We start from the raw sequence: 26213 nt of genomic DNA, 5'->3' as shown, positions 1-26213 counted from the left end.
TACCCATCCTTTATTTATATTCTTCATACGTTTTTCTGAAGCCATAGAAAGCTCGAAACTCCTGAGCTTCATAAAAAGTTCGAGATGTACTACTAGCTAGTAGTTCCATCCATGTTTTCGGATAGAGGCTATGAACGTATTTAAGTAATTCATTCCCTAAATTAAATCCTCGATATTCTTTATGAATAATTACTTCACATACATATAGACTGATAAAACCATCTGTTAACCCTCTAATGTATCCGACAATCTGATCATCTGATTCGACAATAAAAGTAACATTTGAATTATTCCATGCCCCCTTTGTGTCTTCATTTTTCTCTACTAAGTTCGTCCATCCTTCGTCGTTATTAAATCTATGTATGTCATTAAAATCATCTTCAGTGTATGGTCTAATTATGACCGACATTTCATTTTTTAAGTTGAGTTTCATCATATATCCCTTCTTTAATAAAGCACTAAATAGATTTTATTTCCGTTAAATTATTTCTCAATAATTTTCTCTTCCCAATTATGCTATTCGAGATGAAAACCAGTGAATCCTTCTTCAGATAAAAGATATTTGATGTTTCAAACAAATTAGTTAACATAATATTATTATATTTAACTTATAACATTTGATATCTATCGATGAAATTTTAAGAATACTTGCACTCAAAATAAAATAAGCAAACTTGGAGAACTCACTCCAGGTTTGCTTAACTATTTATCCTCTTCAGTTCATTATGTTTTAATTCAAATTCAGCAAAGTCTTCCGCAACTGTAATGGACGGAAATACAGATAAACCTTGTTTCCTTAATTCTTCTGCATGGCTTGGTAAAAATCGAGCGCTAATATGTTGAACGATTAAATGCTTGGCTCCACTTTCCATCGCCACTTGAGCTGCTTGTGTGATGGTTGAGTGCCCGTATGGCTTAGCGAGATCTTCAGTACCCGCATCAAATGTAGCCTCGTGTATAACGATATCCACATCTCGACTCAAATCTATGGATGCTTGGCAAAAGCGAGTGTCTCCTAGAATAGCCAATGAGAATCCTTCTTCTGCTTGCGCAGTTACATCATGACTCAAAACGGTTTGGCCATTTTCTAACAGTACATCTTTGCCATTCTTCAACTGGGCTAACAATGGACCTTTTGGCACGCCAAGCTGCAGCGCTTTTTCAATTAATAACTGTGGAGGAAGTGGTTTTTGGGAAACTCGAAAACCGAAACATGGGATGACGTGATGTAGCAGTTTGGCTTCGACTATAAATTGTTCATCCTCAAATATAATCCCTTCGTTTAATTCGACAAAATTCACTTTGTATTGTAAATAGGTTTTTGATAACCGCAGCGTAGTGAGAATCCACTCTTGAATACCCGTTGGACCATAAATGGTTAATGGTTCTTTTCCATCTAAAAACGAGCGAGATCCAAGTAATCCAGGTAAGCCGTATATATGATCACCATGCATATGGGTAATAAATATTTTTTCAAGCTTACGCGGTTTTAGAGTTGTATGAAGCATTTGATGTTGTGTCGCTTCTCCGCAATCAAATAGCCAAAATGTGCCTCTTTCTTGCATTAATTTCACAACTAGTGCACTCGTATTACGTTGTTTAGACGGCATGCCTGCACCCGTACCTAAAAATTGAAGTTCCATATCACTTGTTCTCCCTATCTTTGTGATCATCTAAAAGATCTTTACTAAAACTCGTTTTAGATTCATACGTTGGCTTTCTAACTTGAGTTTGACCTCTAGTAATCATTTCTTTACCAAATCTTTGTTGAAGAGACTCGACTAAATTTAAAATCGGCTCTACTTTAGCGTGTTCTTCAAAGTTGTAAATAGATAGTTGTTCCGTAAAGTCTACTCGATCAACCACATTACTAACAGTCACACCTAATAATCGTATCGGCTGACCATCCCAATTTTTCGTAAATAAGGTCCACGCAACTTCAAATATTTTATCTTTTTCATAAATCAAGTTGCGAAACGACTGACTTCGTGAAGAATTCTTCCAATCTGAATCCCGTATTTGGATGGAAACCGTTGGGCCAGCTAACCGTTTCGCTTCCAAACGATTGGCTACTTTTGAAGTTAAACTTTTGAACACTTTTTTCAATTCATAAAGATCACTTTCATCACTAGGTAAAGTGGTTGAATTCCCAACACTTTTCGTATCATAAACGGAATCAGGATCGACAGCCCGTTCATCAAATCCATTTGCTCGTTTTTTTAATCGAGGTCCATTTTTCCCGAGTGTTTCTTTTAATAAACCTTCTTCTGCTTTAGCAATATCGCCAATTGTTTGTAATCCGATACTGTACAATTTTTTGGCCGTACTTTCTCCAACTCCATGCATGTCGAGAACGGGCAGTGGCCAAAGTATTTTATCGATGTCACGTCTACGTAACACCGTAATGCCCATTGGTTTCTTAAGATTTGATGCCGTTTTGGCTAAGAATTTATTCGGAGCAATACCAATTGAACAAGGCAAATCCAGTTCTGTTAACAGCCTCGTTTGTATGTCATCAGCTATTTGAAGAGCTGTCATTGGTCCATCAATATCAGTAACGTCCATATAGCCTTCGTCAATTGACACTGGTTCTACTTGTTTCGTATATGATCTCAATACTTCAAACATCGCTTGCGATGCAATTCGATATCGCTCAAAATTAGGTGGCAATAAAATTAGCTCAGGACATTTACGTTTTGCTTCCCAAACACTCATCGTTGTATAAACGCCTTTTGCACGAGCTTCGTAGGAACAGGTTACTAGAATTCCACGACGTTCTTTTGGATTTCCTGCAATGGCAATTGCTTTCCCTTTTAAGCTGGGATCGTATGATTGCTCAACAGACGCATAAAAACTATTCATATCAATATGAAAAATAATTCGAGAAGTTACTCGTTTTATGCTTGTCATGTCCTCATCGCCTCTACTTGTACTTACCTTAATCATAACAAAAAAGAGATGTCAGGGGCATCCTGACATCTCAATTCCAAAAATTTTTAACCTTATTTAGCAGTTACTTTGACAATCTCCACTAGTAAATCTGATAATTTCTCAAGTTCTGCAACAGGCATACGTTCATTTTTCGTATGAATTTCTTCATAGCCAACAGATAAGTTTACCGTTGGAATCCCGAATCCAGCAATGATATTCGCATCACTGCCTCCACCACTTGTGCCTAGTTTCGGCGTTAATCCAAGGTTTTTAACAGCTTGTACAGCTACTTGTGTTACAGGCTCTTCTTCACCAAAGCGGAATCCCGGGTACATTAATTGAATGTCGATTTCCGCTTGTCCACCCATGGCAGCCGCTGTTTCTTCAAAAACAGATTTCATGTGTGCTGTTTGTTTATCCAATTTCTCAGGGACAATTGAACGAGCTTCTGCTAAAATATTCACTTCATCGCACACGATATTTGTGGCACTTCCACCTTCAAAACGTCCGATATTTGCAGTCGTTTCTTCATCGATACGGCCTAAAGTCATTTTTGCAATTGATTTAGAAGCGATATTAATGGCAGATATGCCTTTTTCGGGTGCAACACCTGCATGAGCAGTTTTACCAAGAATCTTCGCACGAATTTTAGCTTGGTAAGGTGCTGCTGTTACAATACCGCCAACTTTTCCATCAGAATCCACGGCAAAGCCATATTTCGCCGTAATTAGTGAAGGATCCAAGTGTTTTGCTCCAGCTAAGCCACTTTCTTCGCCTGCTGTAATAATGAATTGAATATCTCCGTGTTTAATTGATTCTTCTTTCAATCGTTTAACCATGTCGAATAAAGCGGCAATACCTGCTTTGTCATCGGCACCTAAAATAGTTGTGCCGTCAGAATAAATATAGCCATCTTCACGTAATTCAGGCTTAATTCCTTTACCAGGCACTACTGTATCCATATGAGTCGTGAAATAAATAGTTTCTACATCAGACTTACTACCTTTTAAAGTGGCGATTAAATTGCCTGCCCCATGTCCACTCTTGACAGCAGAATCGTCTTCGAATACATCAAAACCTAAAGCTTCTAATTTCCCTGTTAAAATAGGTGCAATAAGTTGCTCATGTTTTGTTTCAGAATCAATCTGGATAAGTTCTAAAAATTCATCAACTAATCGTTGATTGGTCAATTGAAAAACTCCTTTATAGTGGGATATCCCATGCTTTTTAGCTGGTCGTGTTTCTTTTTTATTGCGCATCATATCTAATGCTTGAATTAGTTTAATACGTGTTTCGCGAGGGTCTATAACATCGTCGACCATTCCACGTGCTGCGGCTACGTATGGGTTTGCGAATTTTTCGCGATATTCCTCGATTTTTGTCGCGCGCGTTAGTTCAGGATTGTCGCTTTGCGCGATTTCCCGGGAAAAGATTACGTTCGCTGCTCCCTGTGGACCCATCACGGCAATCTCTGCATTTGGCCAAGAGAACACCAAATCTGCTCCAATTGACTTCGAGTTAAGTGCCACATACGCGCCGCCATATGCTTTACGTAAGATAACGGTCATTTTAGGAACGGTTGCTTCTGAATACGCATATAAAATTTTAGCACCATGGCGAATGATTCCTCCATGCTCTTGTTTTATTCCTGGGAAGAATCCGGTTACATCTTCAAACGTGATAATTGGAATATTAAATGAGTCACAGAATCGAATAAAACGAGCTGCTTTATCCGAAGAATCGATATCTAGTCCACCCGCCATCACTTTAGGTTGGTTACAAACTAAACCAACGACTTCGCCTTTAATTCGGGCTAGTCCAATGACAACATTACGAGCGAATTCTTTTTGTACTTCCATGAATGAATCTTGATCCACTACTTGTTCAATTACTCTGCGTATATCATAAGGTCGAATAGCTTCGAAAGGAATGACCTCAGTTAATTCTGGACGATAGTCGTCAAGATGGTCCACTTCTAAACGCGGTGGCTTTTCGTCGTTATTTTGAGGCAAGTAGCTTAATAAATCTCTTACTTGTTGTAAGATTTCTTGTTCAGTTTCTGCACGGAAGTGAGCATTACCACTAATGGCATTATGTACTTTTGAACCGCCCAAGTCTTCTGCAGAAATTTTTTCACCTGTTACAGTTTCAATTACTTTCGGACCGGTAATAAACATTTGGCTCGTTTTATCAACCATGAAGACAAAATCAGTAATGGCTGGAGAATATACAGCACCACCAGCACAAGGTCCCAAAATGACCGAGATTTGTGGAATCACACCAGAGTAAATAGCATTTCGATAGAAAATATGTCCATACCCATCAAGAGAAACGACACCTTCTTGAATACGTGCGCCACCAGAATCATTTAATCCGATAAATGGAGCACCGTTTTTAGCAGCTAAATCCATCACATTGGCAATTTTCATCGCATGCATTTCGCCTAGTGCTCCACCAAATACGGTAAAGTCTTGTGAGAATAAGTAAATAGCACGGCCATTTACTTTTCCGTACCCAGTTACCACGCCTTCTCCTGGACCTTTTTGCGTATCCATACCAAAATCAACTGTTCTGTGCTCAATAAATGGATTCAATTCAACAAAGGTCCCTTTATCGACTAATAAATCAATACGTTCACGCGCTGTTAATTTACCTTTTGCATGCTGCTTTTCAATTCGTTCATCTCCACCGCCTAGCTCAATCTCTCGCTTGCGATCATATAAATCGTTAATTTTCTCATAAATGTCCATGTTTTTTTACCCCTTTAAACCGCTTTTATCACATAATTCATAAAGCACTCCGAATGAAGATTTAGGATGTACAAAAGCTACTTTTGCTCCACCCGCTCCGATTTTCGGTTGTTCATTTAAAATTCGAATGCCTTTTTCGCGTAGTTCAATCATTCGTTCTTCAATGCCTTCGACTCCAAAAGCGATATGGTGAATGCCTTCACCTTTTTTTTCAATAAACGTATGAATGGCACTTTGCTCAGACATAGGCTCTAGTAACTCCAGTTTTACGTTCCCAGCATCAATGAATGCTACACGAACTGATTCAGAAGCTACTTCTTCTATTTTTAAAACTTTTAAACCAAGTGTTTCCGTATAGTAAGGGATTGTTTCATCTAGATTTCTAACGGCAATGCCGATATGATCAACCTTTTTCAAAATAGCCACACCCTTCTGTCTTCTCCATTCTCTATTGTACCGATTTCTTTTTGAAAACTCTACCTCTTGAGAATTTTTTCAATATCTACTACACTTAAGAATAGATAGGTAAAGGAGTTGTATCTCATGCGTAATGCAAATTTTCGTAAGTTCATTGTCTATGTAATGATTATCATGATGGTTTTATCAAGTGCCTTGTTTGGATTAAGTTTATTTTTCTAAAAAACAGCTTTGAAGGAATGATTACTCCTTCGCAGCTGTCTTTTTTTTCATTTTGAAACCTATAAAGCTTCGTTTAATTTGTAAATATTGTTCCATTTCTTCAATAAACTGATACAGAGCAGCCATTGCCAAAAAGTTTTCATGATCTGTTGGGAGTGGCATCTTCGAGAATTCTTCTTTTACATCATCCAATTTCGAGATAAAGGTATTCGCAGTATTTCCAGAATGCACATGGTTGGCCAAATCCTCAATAAATTCCCCCACATGATGTGAGTGAGAAATAGTAACTGGTAACGCAGTGATTTTCGGGAGTACTCTCTCAATAATTTCGAACTGTTGTTCGCGCATATCAAAATATAGATAATAAAGATTTTGTCTTCGATTTAAATGGTTTTCAACATCTTGGTAAGCAAGTGCTTTCCCTTTTTCAATCACTTCAGCAGCTTGGACGAGCTCTTTGCCATCCCAGTCAGAATCCCCATTACGTAAATACAACGCAATTTCATGAAAAATTTTCGAATACAAAGACTCTAAATCCAAACGGTATTTCTTTAAATCTTTTTCAATGGATGGCATGTACGTGTTAACTAACAACGCAATACCAAAACCGACCGCCATTAATTGGGTTTCATTCCACAATAGTGACCACGTTAATTCTTTGGCATCAAATAAATGAAGGAGAATGACAACACTTGAAACAAAACCATCTTGAAATCTTAAAGAAACGAGCGTTGGAATAAATAAAATTAATATAAGACCAAAAACTAGTGGATGATACGCGATTCCTTCAAAAAAGATGAAAGCGAATCCAACCCCAATGACGCTTGCAATGATTCGAGAATAGACTGCCCGTACTGATTTTCGTTTAGTGGGTTGAATACATAATACCGTTAATATAAATGCAGAACTATAATAATCTAAATTCAAAAACATGGCGATGAGCATGGCAATACTAGCTCCAACCGCTGTTTTCAACGTACGATAACCGATTCGAAAACGTCGGAAATCCATTTCTACACCATCTTTCTTTAGAAAAGTGTAAAGTGCAACTTACTGAAAGAAACGCAAATACTTTAGAAACAGGTGTCCTTCTCCAGTGGAATAGTGTCCTTCTCCAAGCGAATGGACAACAACACACAGTGAGTGGACAACACCCCCGTCTGAATGGACCACTTAGCATAGTGAATGGACGACTAAGCATGCTGAATGGACAACCACCCGATTCAAAAGAGGGTTAGTTTATATCTGAACAAAAAAGAGCACTGAATAGTGCCCCTCTAATTTTTATAGTTCGTCACAATGCTCTTCAAAAAGTGATTGAATATGAGCGATAACTGACATTGGATCATGACCTTCTATTTCGTGGCGACCAATTTCAGCAACAGCTTGTCCATCTTTCAAAAGAACGAATGACGGTGATGAAGGTAAGTGTTCTTCACCAAAAAGCATACGTGCTTGAGCAGTTGCTTCTTTATCTTGTCCTGCAAATACGGTAACTAAATGATCTGGACGTTTATCGTAATGTACTGCATTGGCAGCTGCTGGACGAGCAATTCCGCCTGCACAACCACACACTGAGTTGATCATGACTAGTGAAGTACCTTTACGAGCAAATGCTTGTTCAACGTCATCTGGAGAATTTAATTGTTCATACCCACTTGCTTCCATTTCACCGCGTGCTTGTCGTACTATATCATTCATTAATAAGTTAAAATCCATGTTCATTTGTAAAACTCCTCTCGAACTTCATTCTAATAATAGCAGTTCATTAATAGACACGCAAAACCTATGTTTTAAGCGTGCGTGGAAATAAATTTTCAACGGCTTGAGAAACCGTCATATCGCCTTGCAAAATTTCATGCTCTAACAATTTCACTTGTGACTTCGTATCAGGTAATTCATAAAAATTATCCATTAATCGATCTGTAATCATGGTATGGAACCAATCTTTCGTTTGGGACTGGCGTCGATCTTCGAAAACACCAGAGGTTATGAGTGTCTCTTTGAACTTACGAATGATTTGCCATACTTCATTTATACCGATGTGTTCAATAGAAGACACGGGCATAGCTTTTGTAGTCCATCCTGGCGTTGCTGGTTGCAGAAAATGAAGAATTTGTTCGTATTCAGCAGCGGTTTTTTTCGACATTTTCGCGTTATCACCATCTGCTTTGTGTACGACTAACAAATCGGCTAATTCCATAATGCCCTTTTTCATCCCCTGGAGTTCGTCCCCAGCACCCGTCAACACTAATAACATAAAGAAATCTACCATGCCACGGACAATCGTTTCGCTCTGTCCTACACCGACAGTTTCTATTAAGATGACATCATATCCTGCAGCTTCACACAGTAACATGTTTTCTCGCGTTTTTTTATGAACGCCACCTAATGTACCTGCAGTTGGGGATGGTCGAATAAAAGCGTTTTCGTGTCGAACGAGTTCTTCCATTCTTGTTTTATCGCCTAAAATACTTCCCCCGGATATGCTTGAGCTAGGATCTATAGCAAGAACTGCTACTTTATATCCCATTTCGCATAAATGTTTACCAAATGCCTCGATAAATGTACTTTTCCCGGCACCTGGAACTCCAGTTATGCCAATTCGAATACTATTTCCCGTATGCGGAAGAAGTTCTTGCAGTAAGCGCTGACCTGTTCGTTTATCTTCAGCTACCGTACTTTCAAGCAACGTGATGGCTTTAGCCAAATGGAGCCTAGAACCATGACGAATTTCACGAGAAAAATCATCGACAGAAATCTCTTTTTTATGAGACCTTCGAAATTGCTTTCGAGTCGTTTGCCCCATGCCGTCATGAGTCGACTTAAGTCCACTCATGACATTCATAGCGCTTTTCTGCTGGTTCTCTTGACCTTCCATTATTCCTTCACTTCCTCGTACCCAAGACGTCGGTAAATTTCTTCAATTACTTTTGCGGCTGCCACTGGAATGACCGTTCCTGGTCCAAAAATCGCAGAAGCTCCGTTTTCACGTAAAAACGCGTAATCTTGAGCAGGAATTACTCCTCCAACCACGATCAGAATATCTTCACGTCCCATTTTCTTCAATTCACTTTGAAGTGCTGGGACAAGTGTCATATGACCTGCAGCAAGCGAACTAACACCTATTACATGAACGTCGTTTTCAGCTGCTTGTCTAGACGTTTCTTCAGGTGTTTGGAATAACGGGCCAATATCTACGTCAAAGCCTAAATCTGCAAAAGCAGTCGCAATAACTTTAGCCCCACGGTCGTGTCCATCTTGACCCATTTTGGCAATCAAAATTCGTGGACGTCGACCTTCATTTTCTTTAAAATCTTCTGTCATGTCTTTAACCGCTTTAATTTCTTCATCATTCGAGAAGTTTGAACTATATACACCACTCACGGAACGAATCACCGCCTTATGTCGCCCAGATACGTTTTCAATGGCATCTGAAATTTCACCAAGTGTAGCACGAACTCTCGCAGCTTGAACAGCACATGCAAGGAGATTTTCTTCCCCAGATTCTGCAGCCTTTGTAAGGGCAGTTAGTGCAAGTTTGACGTCATTGTCTTTACGCGATTGTTTCATTTTTTCAATGCGGTCAATTTGTGTTTGACGTACAACCGTATTATCAATATTTAAGATATCAATTGGATCTTCTTCTGATAATCTGAATTTATTTACACCGATGATGATTTCTTTACCAGAATCTATTTGCGCTTGTTTTTTAGCAGCTGCTTCTTCAATTTTCATTTTCGGCAAACCTGTCTCAATCGCTTTGGCCATTCCACCAAGTTCTTCGATTTCTTCAATCAACGCCCAAGCTTTTTGCATTAATTCATCTGTTAATTTTTCGACAGCATACGAACCGCCCCATGGGTCAATGACTTTTGTCATCATCGTTTCTTCTTGTAAGAAAAGCTGTGTATTTCGCGCAATTCGAGCTGAGAAATCAGTAGGCAAAGCAATCGCTTCATCCAATGCATTTGTGTGCAGTGATTGTGTATGTCCCATTGCTGAAGCATTTGCTTCGATTAATGTTCTCGTTACATTATTAAAAGGATCTTGTTCAGTTAAACTCCATCCAGATGTTTGAGAATGCGTTCGAAGTGCCAATGATTTTGGATTCTTTGGCTCAAACGTTTGCATCATTTGCGCCCATATTCGACGAGCAGCTCGCATTTTCGCCACTTCCATAAAGTAGTTCATGCCAATCGCCCAGAAGAACGACAAACGTGGAGCAAATGAATCGATGTCAATACCAGCTTGTAATCCTGTTCGTACATATTCGAGACCATCAGCCAATGTGTAAGCTAACTCGATATCAGCAGTGGCACCCGCTTCTTGCATATGATAGCCAGAAATAGAGATAGAATTAAATTTCGGCATAAATTTCGATGTGTATTCAAAAATATCAGCAATGATTTTCATCGACATTTTAGGTGGATAAATATATGTGTTACGCACCATATACTCTTTTAAAATATCGTTTTGAATCGTTCCTGCAAGTTGTTCTGGTGAAACGCCTTGTTCTTCAGCTGTTACAATATAAAACGCTAAGATGGGCAATACAGCACCATTCATGGTCATCGACACCGACATTTGATCAAGAGGTATACCATTAAACAGGATTTTCATATCTTCGATTGAATCGATAGCAACTCCGGCTTTCCCAACATCACCAGTTACTCGCGGGTGATCCGAATCGTATCCTCGGTGTGTGGCTAAATCAAATGCAACAGAAAGGCCTTTTTGTCCCATCGCTAAGTTTCGACGATAAAACGCATTGCTTTCTTCTGCTGTTGAAAATCCAGCATATTGCCGAACTGTCCAAGGGCGTGATACATACATGGTAGGGTACGGTCCACGCGTATGAGGCGCAATACCTGGGAAATCTGACAAATGCTCAAGTGATTCAACATCTTCTTTTGCATATCTAGAATTCAGTCGTATGCCTTCATTTGTTAAAAAAGACTGTTCTGTCGTTGATGAATTCTTTTCTTGAGAAACAATGCTTTCTAATTGAACCGCTTTAAAATTAGGCTTCATATCCCCTGCACCCCTTTCTTTTTGACCTCTATAAGCTGATGCATTTTTTCAATTAAATCTTGCCCTGCATAAATCGTACTGTTTAAGCCTATTTCATGCCATTGCTTTTCTTCAGCAAATTTCCCTGCAACATCTATAATGGTTTGTTGATCCGTTAGTTGTAGGAAGAGTGGCAAAATCTCTTTCGTTACTTCATCTTTTGCAGCTATTACTACATAGTCGACTTGGTTGGATTTTACCCAGTGCCATGCTTCGTCAGCCTTGGTAAAGACAGGACTCATTACGGGATTTAACCCTCCTGCTTGCAAAAATCCTTGAACAAAGTCGGCTCTTGGTTTAACTTCTTTCAACACTCCAAATGAAACGACTGCCGCCTTCATTGGGTTTTCTTCAAAATGCTGACGAAGTTGTTCAAATGGAATGGCTAGTCTATCGGTACTTTCATTTGAAACAGAAGCTGATACAAGATCATCCGGATTGGCATACATATTTGTTCCAATTAAAGATGCTTTGCGCTTAGCCAGCACTTGTATACGAGAAGCCTGTACATCATGTGCCAGTTCCATTAGATAGCTCTCTTGTTGTTGTGGAGTCATTTCTACTACTTGTAAAAATAAAGCCCATGACTGACGAACAAGGTCTGCAGTTAAGGATTCAACATAATAGGAACCTGCAGCAACATCTATCATCTTATTGACCATCGTTTCTTCACGAATAACTAATTGGACATTACGTGCAATCCGTTCAGATGAAGGTGAGCTACCCGTTAATACATCATGTGGTTTCACCGTAATCATATCTGCTCCGCCTAAAACTGCAGAAAATGCTGCATTACCTGCGCGTAATAAATTAACAGTCGGATCTAATTTAGAATAAGAGCGTAGTGACGTCTCAGCTAACATCGGGATAGCGGTAGGCTCTACGTTATAAGCCGTTGAAAACGCTTTCCACAATACGCGAAAAGCACGTAATTTACTTATTTCCATAAAGAAGTTCGTGTCGACTGCAAATTGAACAGCAACCTTACTCGTAAAATCACTTTGTTTGTCAGCTAGTTTTGATAATTTGACTAAAGCATACGTTAATTCATGAACAGCTGTACCGCCTGAATGGTGAATATCATTGGTTGAAATCATCGTTTTTAACGAGTTGGAAGATAAACCATTTACATAACCATTAAGCTCCACTTGTTGCTGCTTCGAAAACAGCTCAAAAACTCCGATAATTTCATCGTCAGTTGTGGACGTCGATAAATAAAATGGATGTACGCTTAATAAGCTAGCTAATTCTTTAAGTTCCTCATCAGACCATGTCCATGTTGGCGTTGGTGCTACGTAAACAATCACTTCATTGCCACGTTCCAACTGAGCTTTCGACTTATGTAGAAATTCAGAAGCTGAATTACTTGTTACCGCTTGTGCGATTTGCCAATTAGCATCTTTTTTTGCATGTGAAACTATTTCGGAATAGTTCAGGGTGTTATGTAAATGTTCAGACGTATATAAAGGTTGAAGGTTGATTCCTTCAAAAGTAGGTGTAATCAGTTGCTCAAACGGTCTGTCTTTTAACGTACGGACTGCTGCATCTTTCCACTCATCAAAACTTGCTTTTGGAAACGTCGTATTCTTCATTTGTTCGATTGTCATGTGGTCGCTTGCGCTTCCCTCCTTCGAATCTGTTGCATACTTCTAGTCTAACTGAGAATCGGCTTTGTTAAAAGGACAAAAAGCCCGATCACCAAGAGTTTCGGCATCGGGCTTTTTGTTTTATGTCTAGTTTCAAGCGTCGACTCGTGAGAATACCGGGTCAGATAGGCAAAAGCTTTGCCTTTCAACCATCCAAACCAGAGACTCGCTAGAAAGACGTTTGCACTAGTCAGTGTCTAGCTTTGCAGGCCAGACCGCACCTCCGTTTCACAACTTCATTCGAAAACTCGTTTTCGATTCAGTTGCTCCAACGTCGGAGTCGGTCCACCTTGGCCTGCTCCGCTTTTCGTTTAGTAAACTGAAGTGTTTTCTTTCGTCATGTTTTCCAAGATTTCTTTCACACGTGCTAAGAAGCGGCCACATACAAGACCATCTAATACGCGGTGATCTAGTGATAAACATAAATTAACCATACTACGAGCAGCAATCATACCACCATCCATAATTACTGGACGTTTAACGATCGATTCAACTTGTAGAATCGCTGCTTGTGGATAATTGATAATCCCCATAGATTGAATTGAACCAAATGATCCCGTGTTATTCACTGTGAAAGTTCCACCTTGCATTTCGTCAGATTTCAATTTACCTGCACGTACTTTGCCTGCAAGTTCATTGATTTCACGACCGATGCCTTTGATCGTTTTCTCATCAGCACTTCTAATAACTGGAACATACAATGCATCTTCAGTCGCAACTGCGATTGAAATATTAATGTCTTTTTTCATAACGATTTTATCGCCAGCCCACATTGAGTTCATCATTGGGAATTCTTTTAAAGCTTGAGAAACTGCTTTAACGAAGAATGCGAAATAAGTCACATTGAAGCCTTCTTTTTTCTTGAATTCATTTTTGATGCTATCACGATATTGAACAAGATTTGTTACATCAACTTCAATCATCGTCCATGCATGTGGTGCTTCATGTTTACTACGTAACATGTTTGCAGCGATGGCTTTACGAATTCCTGTAATCGGAATTTCAATATCTCCAACAGCAACTGGTACATTAACTGGAGCAGCAGCTGGTTTAGCAGATGCCATTGTTTGAGTTGGTGCAGTTTCAGCTTTAGGAGCCACTTGTTCTGCTTTAGCAGTCGGGATATTACCACTCTCGATAAGAGTTAGTAAATCCTTACGAGTAATACGTCCTTCATTACCAGAACCTTCGACAAGTGTTAAATCAATGTCGTTTTCTTGTGCGATTTTTAGCACAGACGGTGAATAACGGGCTTTCGATCCTTTTTCACGTTCAACTGGAGCTGGAGCTGCAGCTTTTTTCGACTCTGCAGCAGGCATTTCAGTTGCTGTTTTTTTATCAGTAGAGGTAGATTCAGCAGACGCTGGTTGTGAAGAAGCTCCACCTTCTGTTTCGATGGTACAAACAACCGCGCCAACTTCTAAAGTTTCGCCTTCTTTAGCGATAAGTTCTTTAATAACACCAGTAAATGATGAAGGAACTTCAGCTGTCACTTTATCAGTATTTACTTCTGCAAGAGAATCGTATTTATTAACTTTATCACCCGGTTGAACTAACCATTTTTCGATTGTTCCCTCTGTTACCGATTCGCCGAGTTGGGGCATTTTAATTTCTTCGATTGCCAAGTGTAACTCCTCCTTTCATGTTAAAATTCAGCTAATTCACGCATAGCTTTTTCGACTTTATCTGGATTAATCATAAAGAATTTTTCCATTGTAGGTGCGTAAGGCATTGCTGGAATATCAGGTCCTGCTAAACGCTTAATTGGTGCATCTAGGTCAAACAAGCAGTTTTCAGCAATGATTGCTGCAACTTCACCCATGATGCTACCTTCCATATTATCTTCAGTAACAAGAAGAACTTTTCCTGTTTTTGAAGCAGCTTCAATAATGGCTTCTTTGTCTAATGGATAAATCGTGCGTAAATCAAGAATGTGCGCAGATATACCATCTTGCTCAAGTCGTTCAGCAGCTTGAAGTGCAAAGTGAACCGCAAGACCATAAGTGATTACAGTAATGTCTTCACCTTCACGCTTAACGTCAGCTTTACCAATTTCAATCGTATAATCATCTTCAGGCACTTCGCCTTTAATTAGACGGTAAGCACGTTTGTGTTCAAAGAACATAACTGGATCATCATCACGAATTGCAGCTTTTAATAAGCCTTTTGCATCGTAAGGAGTTGAAGGAATCACGATTTTCAAACCAGGTTGGTTAGCAAAAATTGCTTCCACGGATTGTGAATGATAAAGTGCGCCATGAATTCCCCCACCAAAAGGTGCACGGAAAACGATTGGACAAGACCAGTCATTATTTGAACGGTAACGAATACGAGAAGCTTCAGAAATGATTTGGTTAACGGCTGGCATGATGAAATCAGCAAATTGCATTTCTGCAATTGGACGCATTCCATACATTGCTGCACCGATCCCAACACCAGCAATAGCAGATTCTGCTAAAGGAGTGTCCATTACGCGGTCTTCCCCGAATTGATCGAATAATCCTTGAGTGGCTTTGAATACGCCACCTTTATGACCTACGTCTTCACCAAGGATAAATACGTTTTCATCACGTTCCATCTCTTCTTTCATTGCGAGTGTAATCGCGTCAATATAAGACATAACTGCCATTATGCGTTCCCCCCGTCTTTTTCAGCATAGACGTATTTTAAAGCACTTTCTGGTGCAGCGTATGGAGCATTTTCTGCATAATCCGTTGCTTCGTTTACTTCTTTCATAATTCGATCATTCATATCTTTTTCAAGTTCTTCATTTAAAATGTTCAATTCTGTTAAATAAGCCGCAAACTTGCCGATTGGATCAGCAGCGACCCCTTCTGCAAGATCTTCTTTAGTACGGTATTGACGTTGATCATCATCAGATGAGTGAGCCGTCAAACGGTGTGATACTGCTTCGATTAGTGTTGGACCTTCTCCACTACGAGCACGGTCAGCAGCTTCTTTGACCACTTTATAAACTTCTAAAGGATCTGTTCCATCAACTGTGAACCCAGGCATACCGTAGCCAATTGCACGGTCAGATACGTTTTTAGCAGCTACCTGTCTTGCGTAAGGTACAGAAATGGCATACTTATTGTTTTCTACTAAAGTAATACATGGTAGTTTATGAACGCCTGCAAAGTTCAAACCTTCGTGGAAATCACCTTGGTTAGATGAACCTTCACCTAGCGTGACGAAAGTAATGAAATCTTTTTTCTTAATTTTCCCAGCAAGTGCTACACCAACTGCATGTGGAAGTTGTGTTGTAACAGGTGAAGAACCTGTCAATATACGATTTTTCTTTTGTCCAAAGTGACCAGGCATTTGACGTCCACCTGAGTTTGGATCTTCCGCTTTTGCAAACGCAGAAAGCATTAAATCTTGAGCAGTCATACCGAAGTGTAAAACTACACCCATATCACGGTAATAAGGTGCGATATAATCTTTCGTATTATCAAGTGCGTAAGCTGCTCCAACTTGTGTAGCTTCTTGACCTTGACATGAAATAACGAAAGGAATTTTCCCTGCACGGTTTAATAACCACATACGCTCATCCACTCGACGTGCCATAAGCATCGTTTCAAATATTTTCAGTACGTCATCGTTAGATAACCCTAGTTCTTCATGACGATTTTTTACCATCTGAACATCCCCCTTATTAATGTTCAAAAAGGAGCATTAAAAGAGCCGAGTAGGTCAAGGCGGCGTAGTCTTCGAGCACCACAGCGTATGTTTCAATACGTGAGGAGCGGAGAAGCAAGCCAACGAAGAGATACGACTGCTATTTTAAGCGGACTTTTTGAACTTCCGATTGTTACATGTGGATTGCTTTACCTTCAACAGCCAAAGCCGCTTCGCCCATCACTTCTGAAAGTGTTGGATGTGGGTGAATTGTGTTTGCAATTTCCCAAGGTGTTGCATCAAGTACCATAGCTAGACCAGCTTCAGAAATCATATCTGTTACATGTGGTCCAATCATGTGTACGCCAAGAATATCATTTGTATTTTTATCAGCAATTATTTTCACAAAGCCGTCTGATTCACCGTAAACAAGTGCTTTTCCGATTGCTTTAAATGAGAATTTACCCACTTTCACATCAAAACCTTGTTCTTTAGCTTGTTGTTGCGTGATTCCTACGCTTGCAGCTTCTGGATTAGAATAAATACAACGAGATACTAAATTGTAGTCAATCGCATGTGTTTTTTGTCCTGCAATATGTTCAACCGCAGTAATGCCTTCATGAGAAGCAACGTGTGCAAGTTGTAAGCCACCGATGACATCCCCAATTGCATAAATATGAGATTCCTTCGTTTGGAACGTGTTTTTCACTTGCACAAATCCTTTATCCACAACGATATCCGTGTTTTCAATACCTATGTTTTCTACATTAGCTTGACGACCAACCGATACTAACATCTTTTCAGCTGTAAACGTTTTCGTTTCCCCTTTAAACTCTGCAGAAATTGTCACAGAACCCTCTGAAGTTTCTAATGTCTCAGCTAACACTTTTGCACTTGTCGCAAAGGTAATGCCTTTTTTAGCTAATAATTTTTGCATTTCTTTTGAAACATCCGCATCTTCCGTTGGGATAATGCGATCTGCATATTCAATTACGGTTACTTCAACACCAAAGTCATTCAACATAGATGCCCATTCGATTCCAATCACACCGCCACCAACGATTAAGATGGATTTCGGTAATTCCGTCATCACAAGTGCTTCATCAGAAGTCATAACCTGTGTGCCATCAATTGTTAAGCCTGGAAGTGAACGTGGTCGTGATCCTGTCGCAATGATTACGTTTTTGGGAATCAGCATTTCATTTTCTTCACCATTGTTCATTTCAACAGAAACCGTTCCACCTGGAGATGGAGAGAAGATTGACGGTCCTAACATTCTGCCAGTACCTTCAAATACATCAATCTTCCCTTTTTTCATCAACCCTTGAACACCTTGGTGAAGCTGTGAAACAATACTTTCCTTACGTGCTTGTACACGGGAGAAATCTAATGTTACTTCTCTCGTATTAACGCCAAAGTCTGCAGCGTGGTTTTTTGTCGTTGCATATACTTCTGCGCTACGAAGTAACGCTTTACTTGGAATACAACCTTTATGTAAACAAGTTCCACCTAAGTTTCCTTTTTCAACGATTGCTGTTTTAAGTCCTAATTGAGCCGCACGGATTGCTGCTACATATCCGCCAGTTCCGCCTCCAAGAATAACGATATCGTAATTTTGAGCCATAACTTTCGGCCTCCTTTTAATTTAGGTTCGGGTACACTTTTGCTTGTTCTTCACCATTTAACACGCGAATGGCGCCTTCTGACAATGCTTGTAATTCATCTTCACCTGGTAGTACCACAACATCAGCAATCCAGTTAATACGTTTTGAAATCGACTCAACAAAGTCTTTTCCGTATGCCAATCCACCAGTTAAAATGATGGCGTCAATTTTACCTTCTAACACAGTACTTGCCGAACCAATCTCACGCGCAACTTGATACGCCATCGCTTCATATATAAGTTCAGCCTCTTTATCGCCTTTTGCTATGCGCTTTTCAATAGCCACTGCATCGTTCGTACCAAGGTAACTAACGAGTCCACCTTGTCCTACTAATTTTTTCATGATTTCGTGTCGATAATATTCACCTGAGAAACAAAGATCAATTAAGTCGCCGGCAGGAACAGTCCCTGCACGTTCTGGACTAAATGGTCCGTCTCCGTGTAACCCATTGTTTACTTCGACTACTCGGCCGTTTTCATGGACGCCAACTGTAATACCGCCACCCATATGAGTAACGATCAGTCGCATGTCCTCATAAGCCTTGCCACACTTTTTAGCATATCGTCGTGCAACAGCTTTTTGATTTAGTGCATGAAAAATCGATTTACGTTCAATTAACGAAAATCCTGAAATGCGTGCAATCGGAGCCAACTCATCAACGACCACTGGATCGACAATGTATGAAGGTATATTCAAACCTGTTGCAATTTCAAATGCTAAAATTCCACCTAAATTAGAGGCGTGTTGACCTGAGTAACCTTTTCTTAAATCTACTAGCATTGCATCATTTACCGCATAAGTTCCGCCTTCAATTGGACGAAGGAGCCCGCCTCTACCACAAACAGCTGACAACTTCGAAATGTTAATACCTTCTTCATCCAATGCTTCTAAAATCGTTTGCTTACGAAATTCGTACTGTTCAATGATTGAAGAAAACGCTCCGATTTCCTCAGAAGAATGTCGGATAGTTTTTTCCATCAATAAAAAATCGTTTTCAAAAACACCAATTTTTGTAGATGTGGAACCTGGGTTGATGACAAGAATGCGATATGAATGTTCTTGCACAATGATTCCTCCCAAAACTTTCAAAATTTACTACTATAAATCATTTCAACTAAAGTATAAGCAACAAGCTCCAGCCCGCCCCTGTGCTTTAGAATCTCATCAAAAAACCAGTTTTCGATTCGTTTCTTTACCAAAGGAGCCGAGCTAAAGAGTGCTTTATAACTTTTTTTGATTAACGTCCGCTTAAAATATGTTTTTCATTTTGTAAGAATTGGCTACGTGATTTACCAACACGAGCAATACGTTCTTCAGCCAAACGGTCAGCCGCTACGTAAGTTGGAATTCCTTGTGTGCGTGAAATTTCCATTACTTTAGCTATGTTGTCATAGACTGTTTCTACACGTTTCATTGCACGTTCACGGTTATAACCATTTAACTCATCAGCTACGTTAATTACTCCACCAGCGTTGATAACATAGTCAGGAGCATAAATGATACCTAGTTCATGAATTAAATCACCATGTTTTGGTTCTTTTAATTGGTTATTTGCTGCACCTGCGATAACTTTTGCTTTTAATTGTGGAATCGTCTCGTCATTAATGATTGCACCAAGAGCACATGGAGCGAAAATATCAACTTCTTGAGAATAGATTTCATCCGTGTTAACTGCAGTAGCACCAAACTCTTCAACTACACGATCGACAGCGGCTTTATTAATATCTGTAACAATTAAAATTGCGCCTTCTTCATATAAGTGACGGCATAAGTGATAGGCAACGTTACCGACACCTTGAACAGCAACACGTTTGCCTTCAAGTGAATCACTACCGAATGCTTCCATAGCTGCAGCTTTCATACCACGGTATACACCGTATGCAGTAACTGGAGATGGGTTACCTGAAGAACCAAATGCAGGTGAAATACCTGTAACGTAATTAGTTTCTTCATGAATTAAATCCATATCTGCAACAGTAGTACCCACATCTTCAGCCGTAATATAACGACCGTTTAAGCCTTGAATGAAACGACCGAAAGCACGGAACATTTCTTCGTTTTTGTCTTTTAAAGGATCGCCGATAATAACTGTTTTACCGCCGCCAAGGTTTAAACCAGCAGCTGCATTTTTATATGTCATTCCTTTTGCTAAACGAAGTGCATCTTCAATTGCGTCTTCTTCTGAAGCGTAAGTCCACATACGAGTCCCGCCTAATGCTGGCCCTAGTGTTGTATCGTGAATTGCGATAATTGCTTTTAATCCTGAAGTTTTATCTTGGCAGAATACCAATTGTTCGTAATCGTAAGTCTCCATATATTTAAAAATTTCCATTTTAAATTCCTCCTTGTTTTTGGTTGTACTTTAGTCGTCGTTATTAGATGAACAAATTGCTAATGCTAATGAGTTTAATTTGCTGTCGGCACTATCCGCACGTGAAGTTAAGACAATTGGTGCTTTTGCTCCAACAATAACCGCTCCCACTTTTGCTCTCGCAAAGTAAACAAGTGATTTGTATAAAATATTGCCTGCTTCGATATTCGGTACAAGTAAAATATCAGCTTGTCCAGCATGTTGACCTGTCAAACCTTTATGGTGAGCAGCCTCAACCGAAATAGCATTATCAAGTGCGACTGGTCCATCAATAACGCAGCCTTTGATTTGTCCTCTTATGTTCATTGCTACTAAAGAAGCAGCGTCAAGAGTCGGTTGCATAGATGGATTGACCGTTTCAACTGCCGCCAAAGCAGCGACAACTGGATTTTCAATTCCAACTGAATGTGCAACCATCACAGCATTTTGGACAATTTGTGCTTTTTGCGCTAAATCTGGCGCAATGTTCATCGCAGCATCGGTTACAAGAATCAAACGTTCAAAACCATTGATTTCGAATGCCGCTACATGTGATAGTACACTTCCTGTTCGAAGTCCGAAATCCGGGTTCAATACAGCCTTTAAAATTAATGCTGTTGGAATATGCCCTTTCATTAAAACATTTGCTTCTTTTAAATGAACAGACTTGACGGCAGCGATTGCCGCTTGTTGATCATCTTTAACATGTTTGGTGAAAATATTTGGATGATTCAAAAGGTGAGGGAAATGCTCAATCATCATTTCTTTCAACTTTTGTTCCTTATCATACAAACGAAAGCTTGCCATGTTATGTTCAAGCGCCATGCTCACAGCTTCTAGTACTTCCAAGTTCGCAGCAGACGCTACCGCAACGACATTTTTGTCTGAAGCTGAAGCTTGTTTGATTAAATCGGTTAATTTCATTTGTATTCACCCCAACATTTATAATTTAAGCATAAAGTGTGCCAATATGACAATCGTGAAAACGCTTTATTTGTCAACATTTCATCTATTTCGCCATGCAAATGATTGCAAACCATGCAACTATTTGCATGCAATGTTATGCTAGCTCATATTTTTCCAATTTATAATAGAGCGTACGAAGAGAAATCCCAAGTTGTTTGGCAGTTTTCGACTTATTCCCTTTTGCCATTTTGAGCGCAGACGAAAGTATTTCTTTTTCCATGCGATCCATTTGATCTACAAGTGGTAGTATCTCTTGCAATGGATGACTTGATTCTTGTTCTAGTTGATTCATCATCGATAGCGGCAAATGATGATCGTCTAATACAGACTCTGTAGGTTTCATAAAAATCATGCCACGGCTAATGATATTTTCAAGCTCTCTTACATTACCTGGCCAAGAATAAACAACAAGTCGCTGCAATGCCACTTCTGATATTCCTTCAACATTTCGCCCATACTCTTGATTAAGCTTTACAAGTAGACGATCAGCTATTGCGGGTATGTCTTGTTTGTGACTGCGTAAAGGAGGAATCTGAATAGGCATTCGATTTAATCGATAATACAGGTCTTCTCTAAATTTCCCCTCTAACATCGCTTTTTCCATATGAATATTAGTTGCTGCGATTACTCGCACATCAATTGTGATAGATTTCGTTCCACCTACCCGCACAATTTCGCTTTCTTGTAACACGCGCAACAATTTGGCTTGCGTATTACTCGAAAGTTCCCCAATTTCATCTAAAAAAATACTGCCATGGTTCGCTTCTTCAAATAAACCTCTTTTACCGCCGCGTTTAGCACCAGTAAATGCGCCTTCCTCGTATCCAAATAATTCACTCTCAAGTAAATGCTCTGCAATAGCCGCACAATTAACACGAATGAACTTATTGTACTTCCGATCGCTCGAACTATGAATGGCGTGCGCAAAAAGTTCTTTTCCTGTGCCTGACTCTCCACGCAAAAGCACCGTAACAGGAGTGTTCGCTGCTAATTTTGCTTGTTCAATCGAAATTCTCATTTCATTTGAATCTCCAATGATATCGTCGAAAGTATATTTAGACTCTAAAGTTCGAATGATGCTTCTAGCCCGGTCGAGTTCTTTCATTAATGAACGAATTTCGGTCATATCATGAATGACACCAACGCTACCTTTTAAGCGGTTGTTAACAATGATAGGTGCAACATTGACAATAACCTCTCTCTTCAAAGGACCAACACGCATATTCACACCACGAATGGGCTTACGCATTTGCAATACTTTTAAGTGAATACTTTCACCTTCACTTATATCCGTAGTTGCTGGTTTCCCAATGATATCCTCAGTCTCGAGACCCGTAATTCGTGTATAAGCCGGATTAATTAACAAGCCTTTTCCTTCTTCATCCACAACGGAAATAGCGTCGTCACTCGATTGGATAATAGCTTGGAGCATCGTTTGAATTTCTTTTAAATTGGTAATTTCACCAGCTAAATTGACGACTTCTGAAATATCTTTAAAAACAGAAAATGCACCAATACATTGATCGTTTTCGTCAATTACCGGAAATCTGGAAGTGACAATTTTTAAACCGTTACTTAAAGCCAACTCCCTATTCAATTCTGTCCGTCCAGTTTCAAAAATTCGTGGCAATTCACTCGATGGAATCACTTCATAAATAGGTTTACCCATCGCTTGCTCTACAGAAATATCCGTCATGCGTTCAGCGCTTTTATTGAAAAAATTCACTAAACCTTTGGCATCAATGCCAATCATGCCTTCTTCTATTGAGTTGAATATTAATTGTTGCTTATGTGATTCTTCACGAATCATTTGTATAAACTGATCTTTTTCGCGTAATAAACGAATGAGCATATTTGCTACTGCTCCAGGAATAAGCACTGTCCGCTTAGGTCTCAAACGAAGAAGTTCTTCAAAAACCTCCGGCTGACCAGTTAAATCAAAAATCATATGTAAGTCATTTGTTAAATAAGGTTCCCACTTGGCACTTGTTGCAATGTCGTGTTGTTTAGCGATTTGAATAGCTTGTGCTGATTCTTCAATATCAACAACTCGTTGTACGTGGAAAAATTCAGCTGATAGTAATAATTTCAGAATCTCAGTTCCTCCGACTCCACCACCAATTATCAACACATTTTGCAAAGACATTCAAATCCCTCGCTAACTTTGTGCAATCTATTGCAAAATCTTTCTTAATCATACCTTATTTCGCTGTTCTTGACAATGAATGCGCAGGTAGTAAAATGAGAAGAGACTTAATTTTGCTTTAAATAAATTACTATAATTCCTGATTGTAGGGTTTTAGGAGATGAATAAAATTGGCACGTTTGTTAGCGTTTCTCGTGTTATTAATCCCTGGATTGATGGCAGCAGGTGGAATCAAACTTATCCGTGACACCATCTTTGGTAAATTGATATCGCCGTTTCCGTTTTTAGGGCTGCAATTTACTATAGGTATTGTTTTGTTAATTATCGGATTAGGCTTTTTCGCAGGATTTTTATTACATAGAGACCGAAAAAACGGAAAAGTTCAACCTAGATTTGCAAAAAACAAAAAGGAATCCTGAGATACCCTCAGAATTCCTTTTTTATATGGATGCGAAAACGATACTCTGTCTCATTAGTCAACTTCACGCTAGTGAGACAGTATTATTTGTCGCATGTGGATTTATCGCTCATCTCGGACTATTTGTCGCTCATCCCTGTGATTTATCGCTCATCTTGGACCATTTATCGCTCATTTAGGGCTATTTATCGCTCACAAAGGGTTCATAAGCAAGTTGACTTGGTGAGACAACCACGCTAATGCCCTTCACCCCATTCGGAAATAGATAACCTTAACTTAATTGTTTTATTAATACTTTGTCAGGATAATCTGTGATCCAACCTAAGACAACCGGGTGTGGTTTAGCTAAATATTTTTCGGTTCCATCTATCCCGTAAAATCGTAACGGCATATTCGCTTGAAAAGCTAAATCTAATTTCTTCTGGACATAATGCCTTTTATGCATATGCAGCGCATCAGCAGCCTTTAATCGACCAAGTTCTTCCCAGTTTGTCTTCTTTGTCCCGATATAAGCCGTTTGTAACATAGGATTACAATTCTTAATTCGCTCTAGCACTTCATAATGAAAGGACGAAAAATGTATGTTCAGGTGAGAATAAGACCCTCTAAATAATGAGTCGATTTGTTCTGGAGCATTTATAAACGTTTCTTTTAACTCCACATTTAGTGCTAATTCATTGTTTCCAGCAAAGGTTAATACATCGTCGAATGTTAATATAGAATTTCCATTAATTAATCGTAGAATAGAAGTCCCTAGTTTTAACTTCTTTACTTCGTCATAGTTCATGGATGAGACGTTTCTTCGCGTCCTCGCTAGCCTCCAAAAATCTAAGTCATGAGTAACAATTGGCACTAAATCTTTTGTTAATTGTAAATCAATCTCCAACCCATCTGCTCCAAGTTCTATCGCTTTCACAAAAGCTGCAGAGGAGTTTTCTAGAGCATATGCTGAAGCTCCTCGATGTGCATATATAGGAACTCTTATCATTATTTTTCAACACCTTGTCTATATGTATAGTCTTCTTTACCCTCTCCTATCTATAATATGCATGATTCTTACTTTTTCTGGGTAAAAAAAACACAGATGCTATGTATCAGCATCTGTGTTTTCGGATTAACTCGCCATGTTTTCCAAGCGAATTTTATCAGCAATCATTGCAATGAACTCTGAATTTGTAGGCTTGCTCTTCAAATGGTGAACTGTGTAACCAAAAGTTTTTGAAATGGATTCATAGTTCCCGCGGTTCCATGCTACTTCAATTGCATGTCGAATGGCACGCTCAACGCGTGAAGATGTCGTGTTGAATTTAACGCCGATTTCAGGATACAACACTTTTGTAATGGACCCTAACAACTCGATATCATCATATACCATGTGAATTGCTTCACGTAAATATGCGTAACCTTTAATATGTGCAGGAACGCCGATTTCCTTAATAACTGCAGTAATCGTTGTATCAATCATTTTTTGATTCACTTTTTGTTGTGGTTGACTTTGTAAAACACTTGAACGCTGAGAACTATCTTGCTTATGACCAGCTACTTGGAGAATTTGATTAACTAAGCGATCAAATTCAAATGGTTTTAGCATAAAGTAAGAAGCGCCTAAATCAACGGCTTGTTTCATCACATCTTCTTGGCCGAAAGCAGTTAACATAATGACTTGAACTTTAGAAAGAGTTTCGCTTGCTTGCATCATTTCAAGAACAGCAAGACCGTCCAAGTGAGGCATAATAATATCTAGTAACAAAACATCAGGCAATTCGTTCTCCATCATGTTTAATATAACTTTTCCATTTGGCGCGGTTGTAATGACTTCGATTTGCGGATGGCTCGACAAATACGATTCGAGTGTTTTTACTAGTTCTTTGTTATCATCTGCAATTGCAACTTTAATTTTTTCCAATGCTGATTCCCCCTTAAGACTACTAACTGCGAACATGGATGTTTGTTTTAAATGTACATTCTCCCAATTTCACACTGCAAAGTTAATTCGACATTTTGATCGCAAT

22 protein-coding genes and 1 pseudogene are annotated in these 26213 nt (G+C 39.3%); 2 read left to right on the top strand and 21 right to left on the bottom strand.

Going from position 1 to position 26213, the window contains the following annotated elements; all coding sequences use genetic code 11:
- Positions 1-10: 10 nt before the first annotated feature.
- The 6 genes and pseudogenes from ACFPYN_RS11015 to mce all read right to left on the bottom strand — a co-directional run bounded on the left by ACFPYN_RS11015 (position 11) and on the right by mce (position 6098).
- Positions 11-433 carry a GNAT family N-acetyltransferase gene (locus tag ACFPYN_RS11015; RefSeq protein WP_377734163.1) on the bottom strand — a complete coding sequence of 141 codons (423 nt, stop codon included), beginning with the start codon at positions 431-433 and terminating at the stop codon, positions 11-13.
- 265 nt (positions 434-698) lie between these two features.
- A complete protein-coding gene (gene rnz / locus ACFPYN_RS11010; protein WP_377734161.1) occupies positions 699-1643 on the bottom strand; it encodes a ribonuclease Z in 945 nt (314 codons plus the stop codon).
- Position 1644: 1 nt separating this feature from the next.
- Complete coding sequence (locus ACFPYN_RS11005; RefSeq protein WP_377734159.1) at positions 1645-2910, bottom strand: DNA polymerase IV; 1266 nt, start codon at positions 2908-2910, stop codon at positions 1645-1647.
- A 92-nt stretch (positions 2911-3002) separates the two neighbouring features.
- Positions 3003-4121, bottom strand: coding sequence for a M20/M25/M40 family metallo-hydrolase (locus tag ACFPYN_RS11000; RefSeq protein ID WP_377734577.1), 1119 nt, complete (start codon positions 4119-4121; stop codon positions 3003-3005).
- Between the two features lie 27 nt (positions 4122-4148).
- A pseudogene (locus ACFPYN_RS10995) lies at positions 4149-5681 on the bottom strand (acyl-CoA carboxylase subunit beta); the annotation flags it as partial.
- Between the two features lie 6 nt (positions 5682-5687).
- Positions 5688-6098, bottom strand: a complete 411-nt coding sequence (mce, locus tag ACFPYN_RS10990; RefSeq protein ID WP_377734157.1) for a methylmalonyl-CoA epimerase — start codon at positions 6096-6098, stop codon at positions 5688-5690.
- Between the two features lie 126 nt (positions 6099-6224).
- Between mce and prli42 the strand changes: the two genes are divergently transcribed.
- Complete coding sequence (prli42, locus tag ACFPYN_RS10985) at positions 6225-6320, top strand: stressosome-associated protein Prli42 (protein WP_377734155.1); 96 nt, start codon at positions 6225-6227, stop codon at positions 6318-6320.
- A 21-nt stretch (positions 6321-6341) separates the two neighbouring features.
- Here the strand turns inward: prli42 and ACFPYN_RS10980 are convergent, their stop codons facing one another.
- From ACFPYN_RS10980 to ACFPYN_RS10920, 13 genes are all read right to left on the bottom strand, one after another.
- Positions 6342-7331: an aromatic acid exporter family protein gene (locus tag ACFPYN_RS10980; RefSeq protein WP_377734154.1), complete on the bottom strand. Its 990-nt coding sequence runs from the start codon at positions 7329-7331 to the stop codon at positions 6342-6344.
- 273 nt (positions 7332-7604) lie between these two features.
- Positions 7605-8045, bottom strand: coding sequence for a BrxA/BrxB family bacilliredoxin (locus ACFPYN_RS10975; RefSeq protein ID WP_377734153.1), 441 nt, complete (start codon positions 8043-8045; stop codon positions 7605-7607).
- 61 nt (positions 8046-8106) lie between these two features.
- A complete protein-coding gene (gene meaB / locus ACFPYN_RS10970; protein WP_377734151.1) occupies positions 8107-9201 on the bottom strand; it encodes a methylmalonyl Co-A mutase-associated GTPase MeaB in 1095 nt (364 codons plus the stop codon).
- Positions 9201-11354, bottom strand: coding sequence for a methylmalonyl-CoA mutase (scpA, locus tag ACFPYN_RS10965; RefSeq protein WP_377734149.1), 2154 nt, complete (start codon positions 11352-11354; stop codon positions 9201-9203). The genes meaB and scpA overlap by 1 nt, the downstream gene beginning before the upstream one ends.
- Complete coding sequence (locus ACFPYN_RS10960; RefSeq protein WP_377734148.1) at positions 11351-13000, bottom strand: methylmalonyl-CoA mutase family protein; 1650 nt, start codon at positions 12998-13000, stop codon at positions 11351-11353. Before ACFPYN_RS10960 ends, scpA begins: the two co-directional genes overlap by 4 nt.
- 350 nt (positions 13001-13350) lie before the next feature.
- Positions 13351-14664: a dihydrolipoamide acetyltransferase family protein gene (locus ACFPYN_RS10955; RefSeq protein WP_377734147.1), complete on the bottom strand. Its 1314-nt coding sequence runs from the start codon at positions 14662-14664 to the stop codon at positions 13351-13353.
- Positions 14665-14684: 20 nt separating this feature from the next.
- Positions 14685-15668, bottom strand: coding sequence for an alpha-ketoacid dehydrogenase subunit beta (locus ACFPYN_RS10950; RefSeq protein WP_377734145.1), 984 nt, complete (start codon positions 15666-15668; stop codon positions 14685-14687).
- Positions 15668-16678, bottom strand: a complete 1011-nt coding sequence (locus ACFPYN_RS10945; protein ID WP_377734144.1) for a thiamine pyrophosphate-dependent dehydrogenase E1 component subunit alpha — start codon at positions 16676-16678, stop codon at positions 15668-15670. Before ACFPYN_RS10945 ends, ACFPYN_RS10950 begins: the two co-directional genes overlap by 1 nt.
- Positions 16679-16850: 172 nt before the next feature.
- The gene (gene lpdA, locus ACFPYN_RS10940; RefSeq protein ID WP_377734143.1) at positions 16851-18281 is read right to left on the bottom strand and encodes a dihydrolipoyl dehydrogenase; all 1431 of its coding nucleotides are present in this window, start codon (positions 18279-18281) and stop codon (positions 16851-16853) included.
- A gap of 16 nt (positions 18282-18297) precedes the next feature.
- On the bottom strand, positions 18298-19386 hold the full coding sequence (buk, locus tag ACFPYN_RS10935) for a butyrate kinase (protein WP_377734141.1): 1089 nt from the start codon (positions 19384-19386) through the stop codon (positions 18298-18300).
- 172 nt (positions 19387-19558) lie between these two features.
- On the bottom strand, positions 19559-20653 hold the full coding sequence (gene bcd / locus ACFPYN_RS10930) for a branched-chain amino acid dehydrogenase (RefSeq protein ID WP_377734140.1): 1095 nt from the start codon (positions 20651-20653) through the stop codon (positions 19559-19561).
- A 30-nt stretch (positions 20654-20683) separates the two neighbouring features.
- A complete protein-coding gene (gene yqiS / locus ACFPYN_RS10925; RefSeq protein WP_377734139.1) occupies positions 20684-21595 on the bottom strand; it encodes a phosphate butyryltransferase in 912 nt (303 codons plus the stop codon).
- Between the two features lie 136 nt (positions 21596-21731).
- Positions 21732-23777, bottom strand: coding sequence for a sigma 54-interacting transcriptional regulator (locus tag ACFPYN_RS10920; protein WP_377734576.1), 2046 nt, complete (start codon positions 23775-23777; stop codon positions 21732-21734).
- 176 nt (positions 23778-23953) lie between these two features.
- Between ACFPYN_RS10920 and ACFPYN_RS10915 the strand changes: the two genes are divergently transcribed.
- Complete coding sequence (locus ACFPYN_RS10915) at positions 23954-24202, top strand: DUF2627 domain-containing protein (RefSeq protein WP_377734138.1); 249 nt, start codon at positions 23954-23956, stop codon at positions 24200-24202.
- 270 nt (positions 24203-24472) lie between these two features.
- Here the strand turns inward: ACFPYN_RS10915 and ACFPYN_RS10910 are convergent, their stop codons facing one another.
- A complete protein-coding gene (locus ACFPYN_RS10910) occupies positions 24473-25189 on the bottom strand; it encodes a glycerophosphodiester phosphodiesterase (RefSeq protein ID WP_377734136.1) in 717 nt (238 codons plus the stop codon).
- Positions 25190-25315: 126 nt separating this feature from the next.
- Positions 25316-26107 carry a sporulation transcription factor Spo0A gene (gene spo0A, locus ACFPYN_RS10905; RefSeq protein ID WP_377734135.1) on the bottom strand — a complete coding sequence of 264 codons (792 nt, stop codon included), beginning with the start codon at positions 26105-26107 and terminating at the stop codon, positions 25316-25318.
- Positions 26108-26213 lie beyond the last annotated feature (106 nt).

Source organism: Paenisporosarcina macmurdoensis (genome assembly GCF_042658845.1).
Taxonomy (GTDB): Bacteria; Bacillota; Bacilli; order Bacillales_A; family Planococcaceae; genus Paenisporosarcina; species Paenisporosarcina macmurdoensis.
Note: the sequence above shows the minus strand (reverse complement) of the source record. Positions and strands in the feature narration are given on the sequence as shown.

Excerpts from the sequence above, each read along its gene's own strand:
- ACFPYN_RS11015 (WP_377734163.1), bottom strand. The coding sequence starts at position 433 with ATGAAACTCAACTTAAAAAATGAAATGTCGGTCATAATTAGACCATAC.
- rnz (WP_377734161.1), bottom strand. The coding sequence starts at position 1,643 with ATGGAACTTCAATTTTTAGGTACGGGTGCAGGCATGCCGTCTAAACAA.
- ACFPYN_RS11005 (WP_377734159.1), bottom strand. The coding sequence starts at position 2,910 with ATGACAAGCATAAAACGAGTAACTTCTCGAATTATTTTTCATATTGAT.
- prli42 (WP_377734155.1), top strand. The coding sequence starts at position 6,225 with ATGCGTAATGCAAATTTTCGTAAGTTCATTGTCTATGTAATGATTATC.
- ACFPYN_RS10980 (WP_377734154.1), bottom strand. The coding sequence starts at position 7,331 with ATGGATTTCCGACGTTTTCGAATCGGTTATCGTACGTTGAAAACAGCG.
- ACFPYN_RS10975 (WP_377734153.1), bottom strand. The coding sequence starts at position 8,045 with ATGAACATGGATTTTAACTTATTAATGAATGATATAGTACGACAAGCA.
- meaB (WP_377734151.1), bottom strand. The coding sequence starts at position 9,201 with ATGGAAGGTCAAGAGAACCAGCAGAAAAGCGCTATGAATGTCATGAGT.
- scpA (WP_377734149.1), bottom strand. The coding sequence starts at position 11,354 with ATGAAGCCTAATTTTAAAGCGGTTCAATTAGAAAGCATTGTTTCTCAA.
- ACFPYN_RS10960 (WP_377734148.1), bottom strand. The coding sequence starts at position 13,000 with ATGACAATCGAACAAATGAAGAATACGACGTTTCCAAAAGCAAGTTTT.
- ACFPYN_RS10950 (WP_377734145.1), bottom strand. The coding sequence starts at position 15,668 with ATGGCAGTTATGTCTTATATTGACGCGATTACACTCGCAATGAAAGAA.
- ACFPYN_RS10945 (WP_377734144.1), bottom strand. The coding sequence starts at position 16,678 with ATGGTAAAAAATCGTCATGAAGAACTAGGGTTATCTAACGATGACGTA.
- lpdA (WP_377734143.1), bottom strand. The coding sequence starts at position 18,281 with ATGGCTCAAAATTACGATATCGTTATTCTTGGAGGCGGAACTGGCGGA.
- bcd (WP_377734140.1), bottom strand. The coding sequence starts at position 20,653 with ATGGAAATTTTTAAATATATGGAGACTTACGATTACGAACAATTGGTA.
- yqiS (WP_377734139.1), bottom strand. The coding sequence starts at position 21,595 with ATGAAATTAACCGATTTAATCAAACAAGCTTCAGCTTCAGACAAAAAT.
- ACFPYN_RS10910 (WP_377734136.1), bottom strand. The coding sequence starts at position 25,189 with ATGATAAGAGTTCCTATATATGCACATCGAGGAGCTTCAGCATATGCT.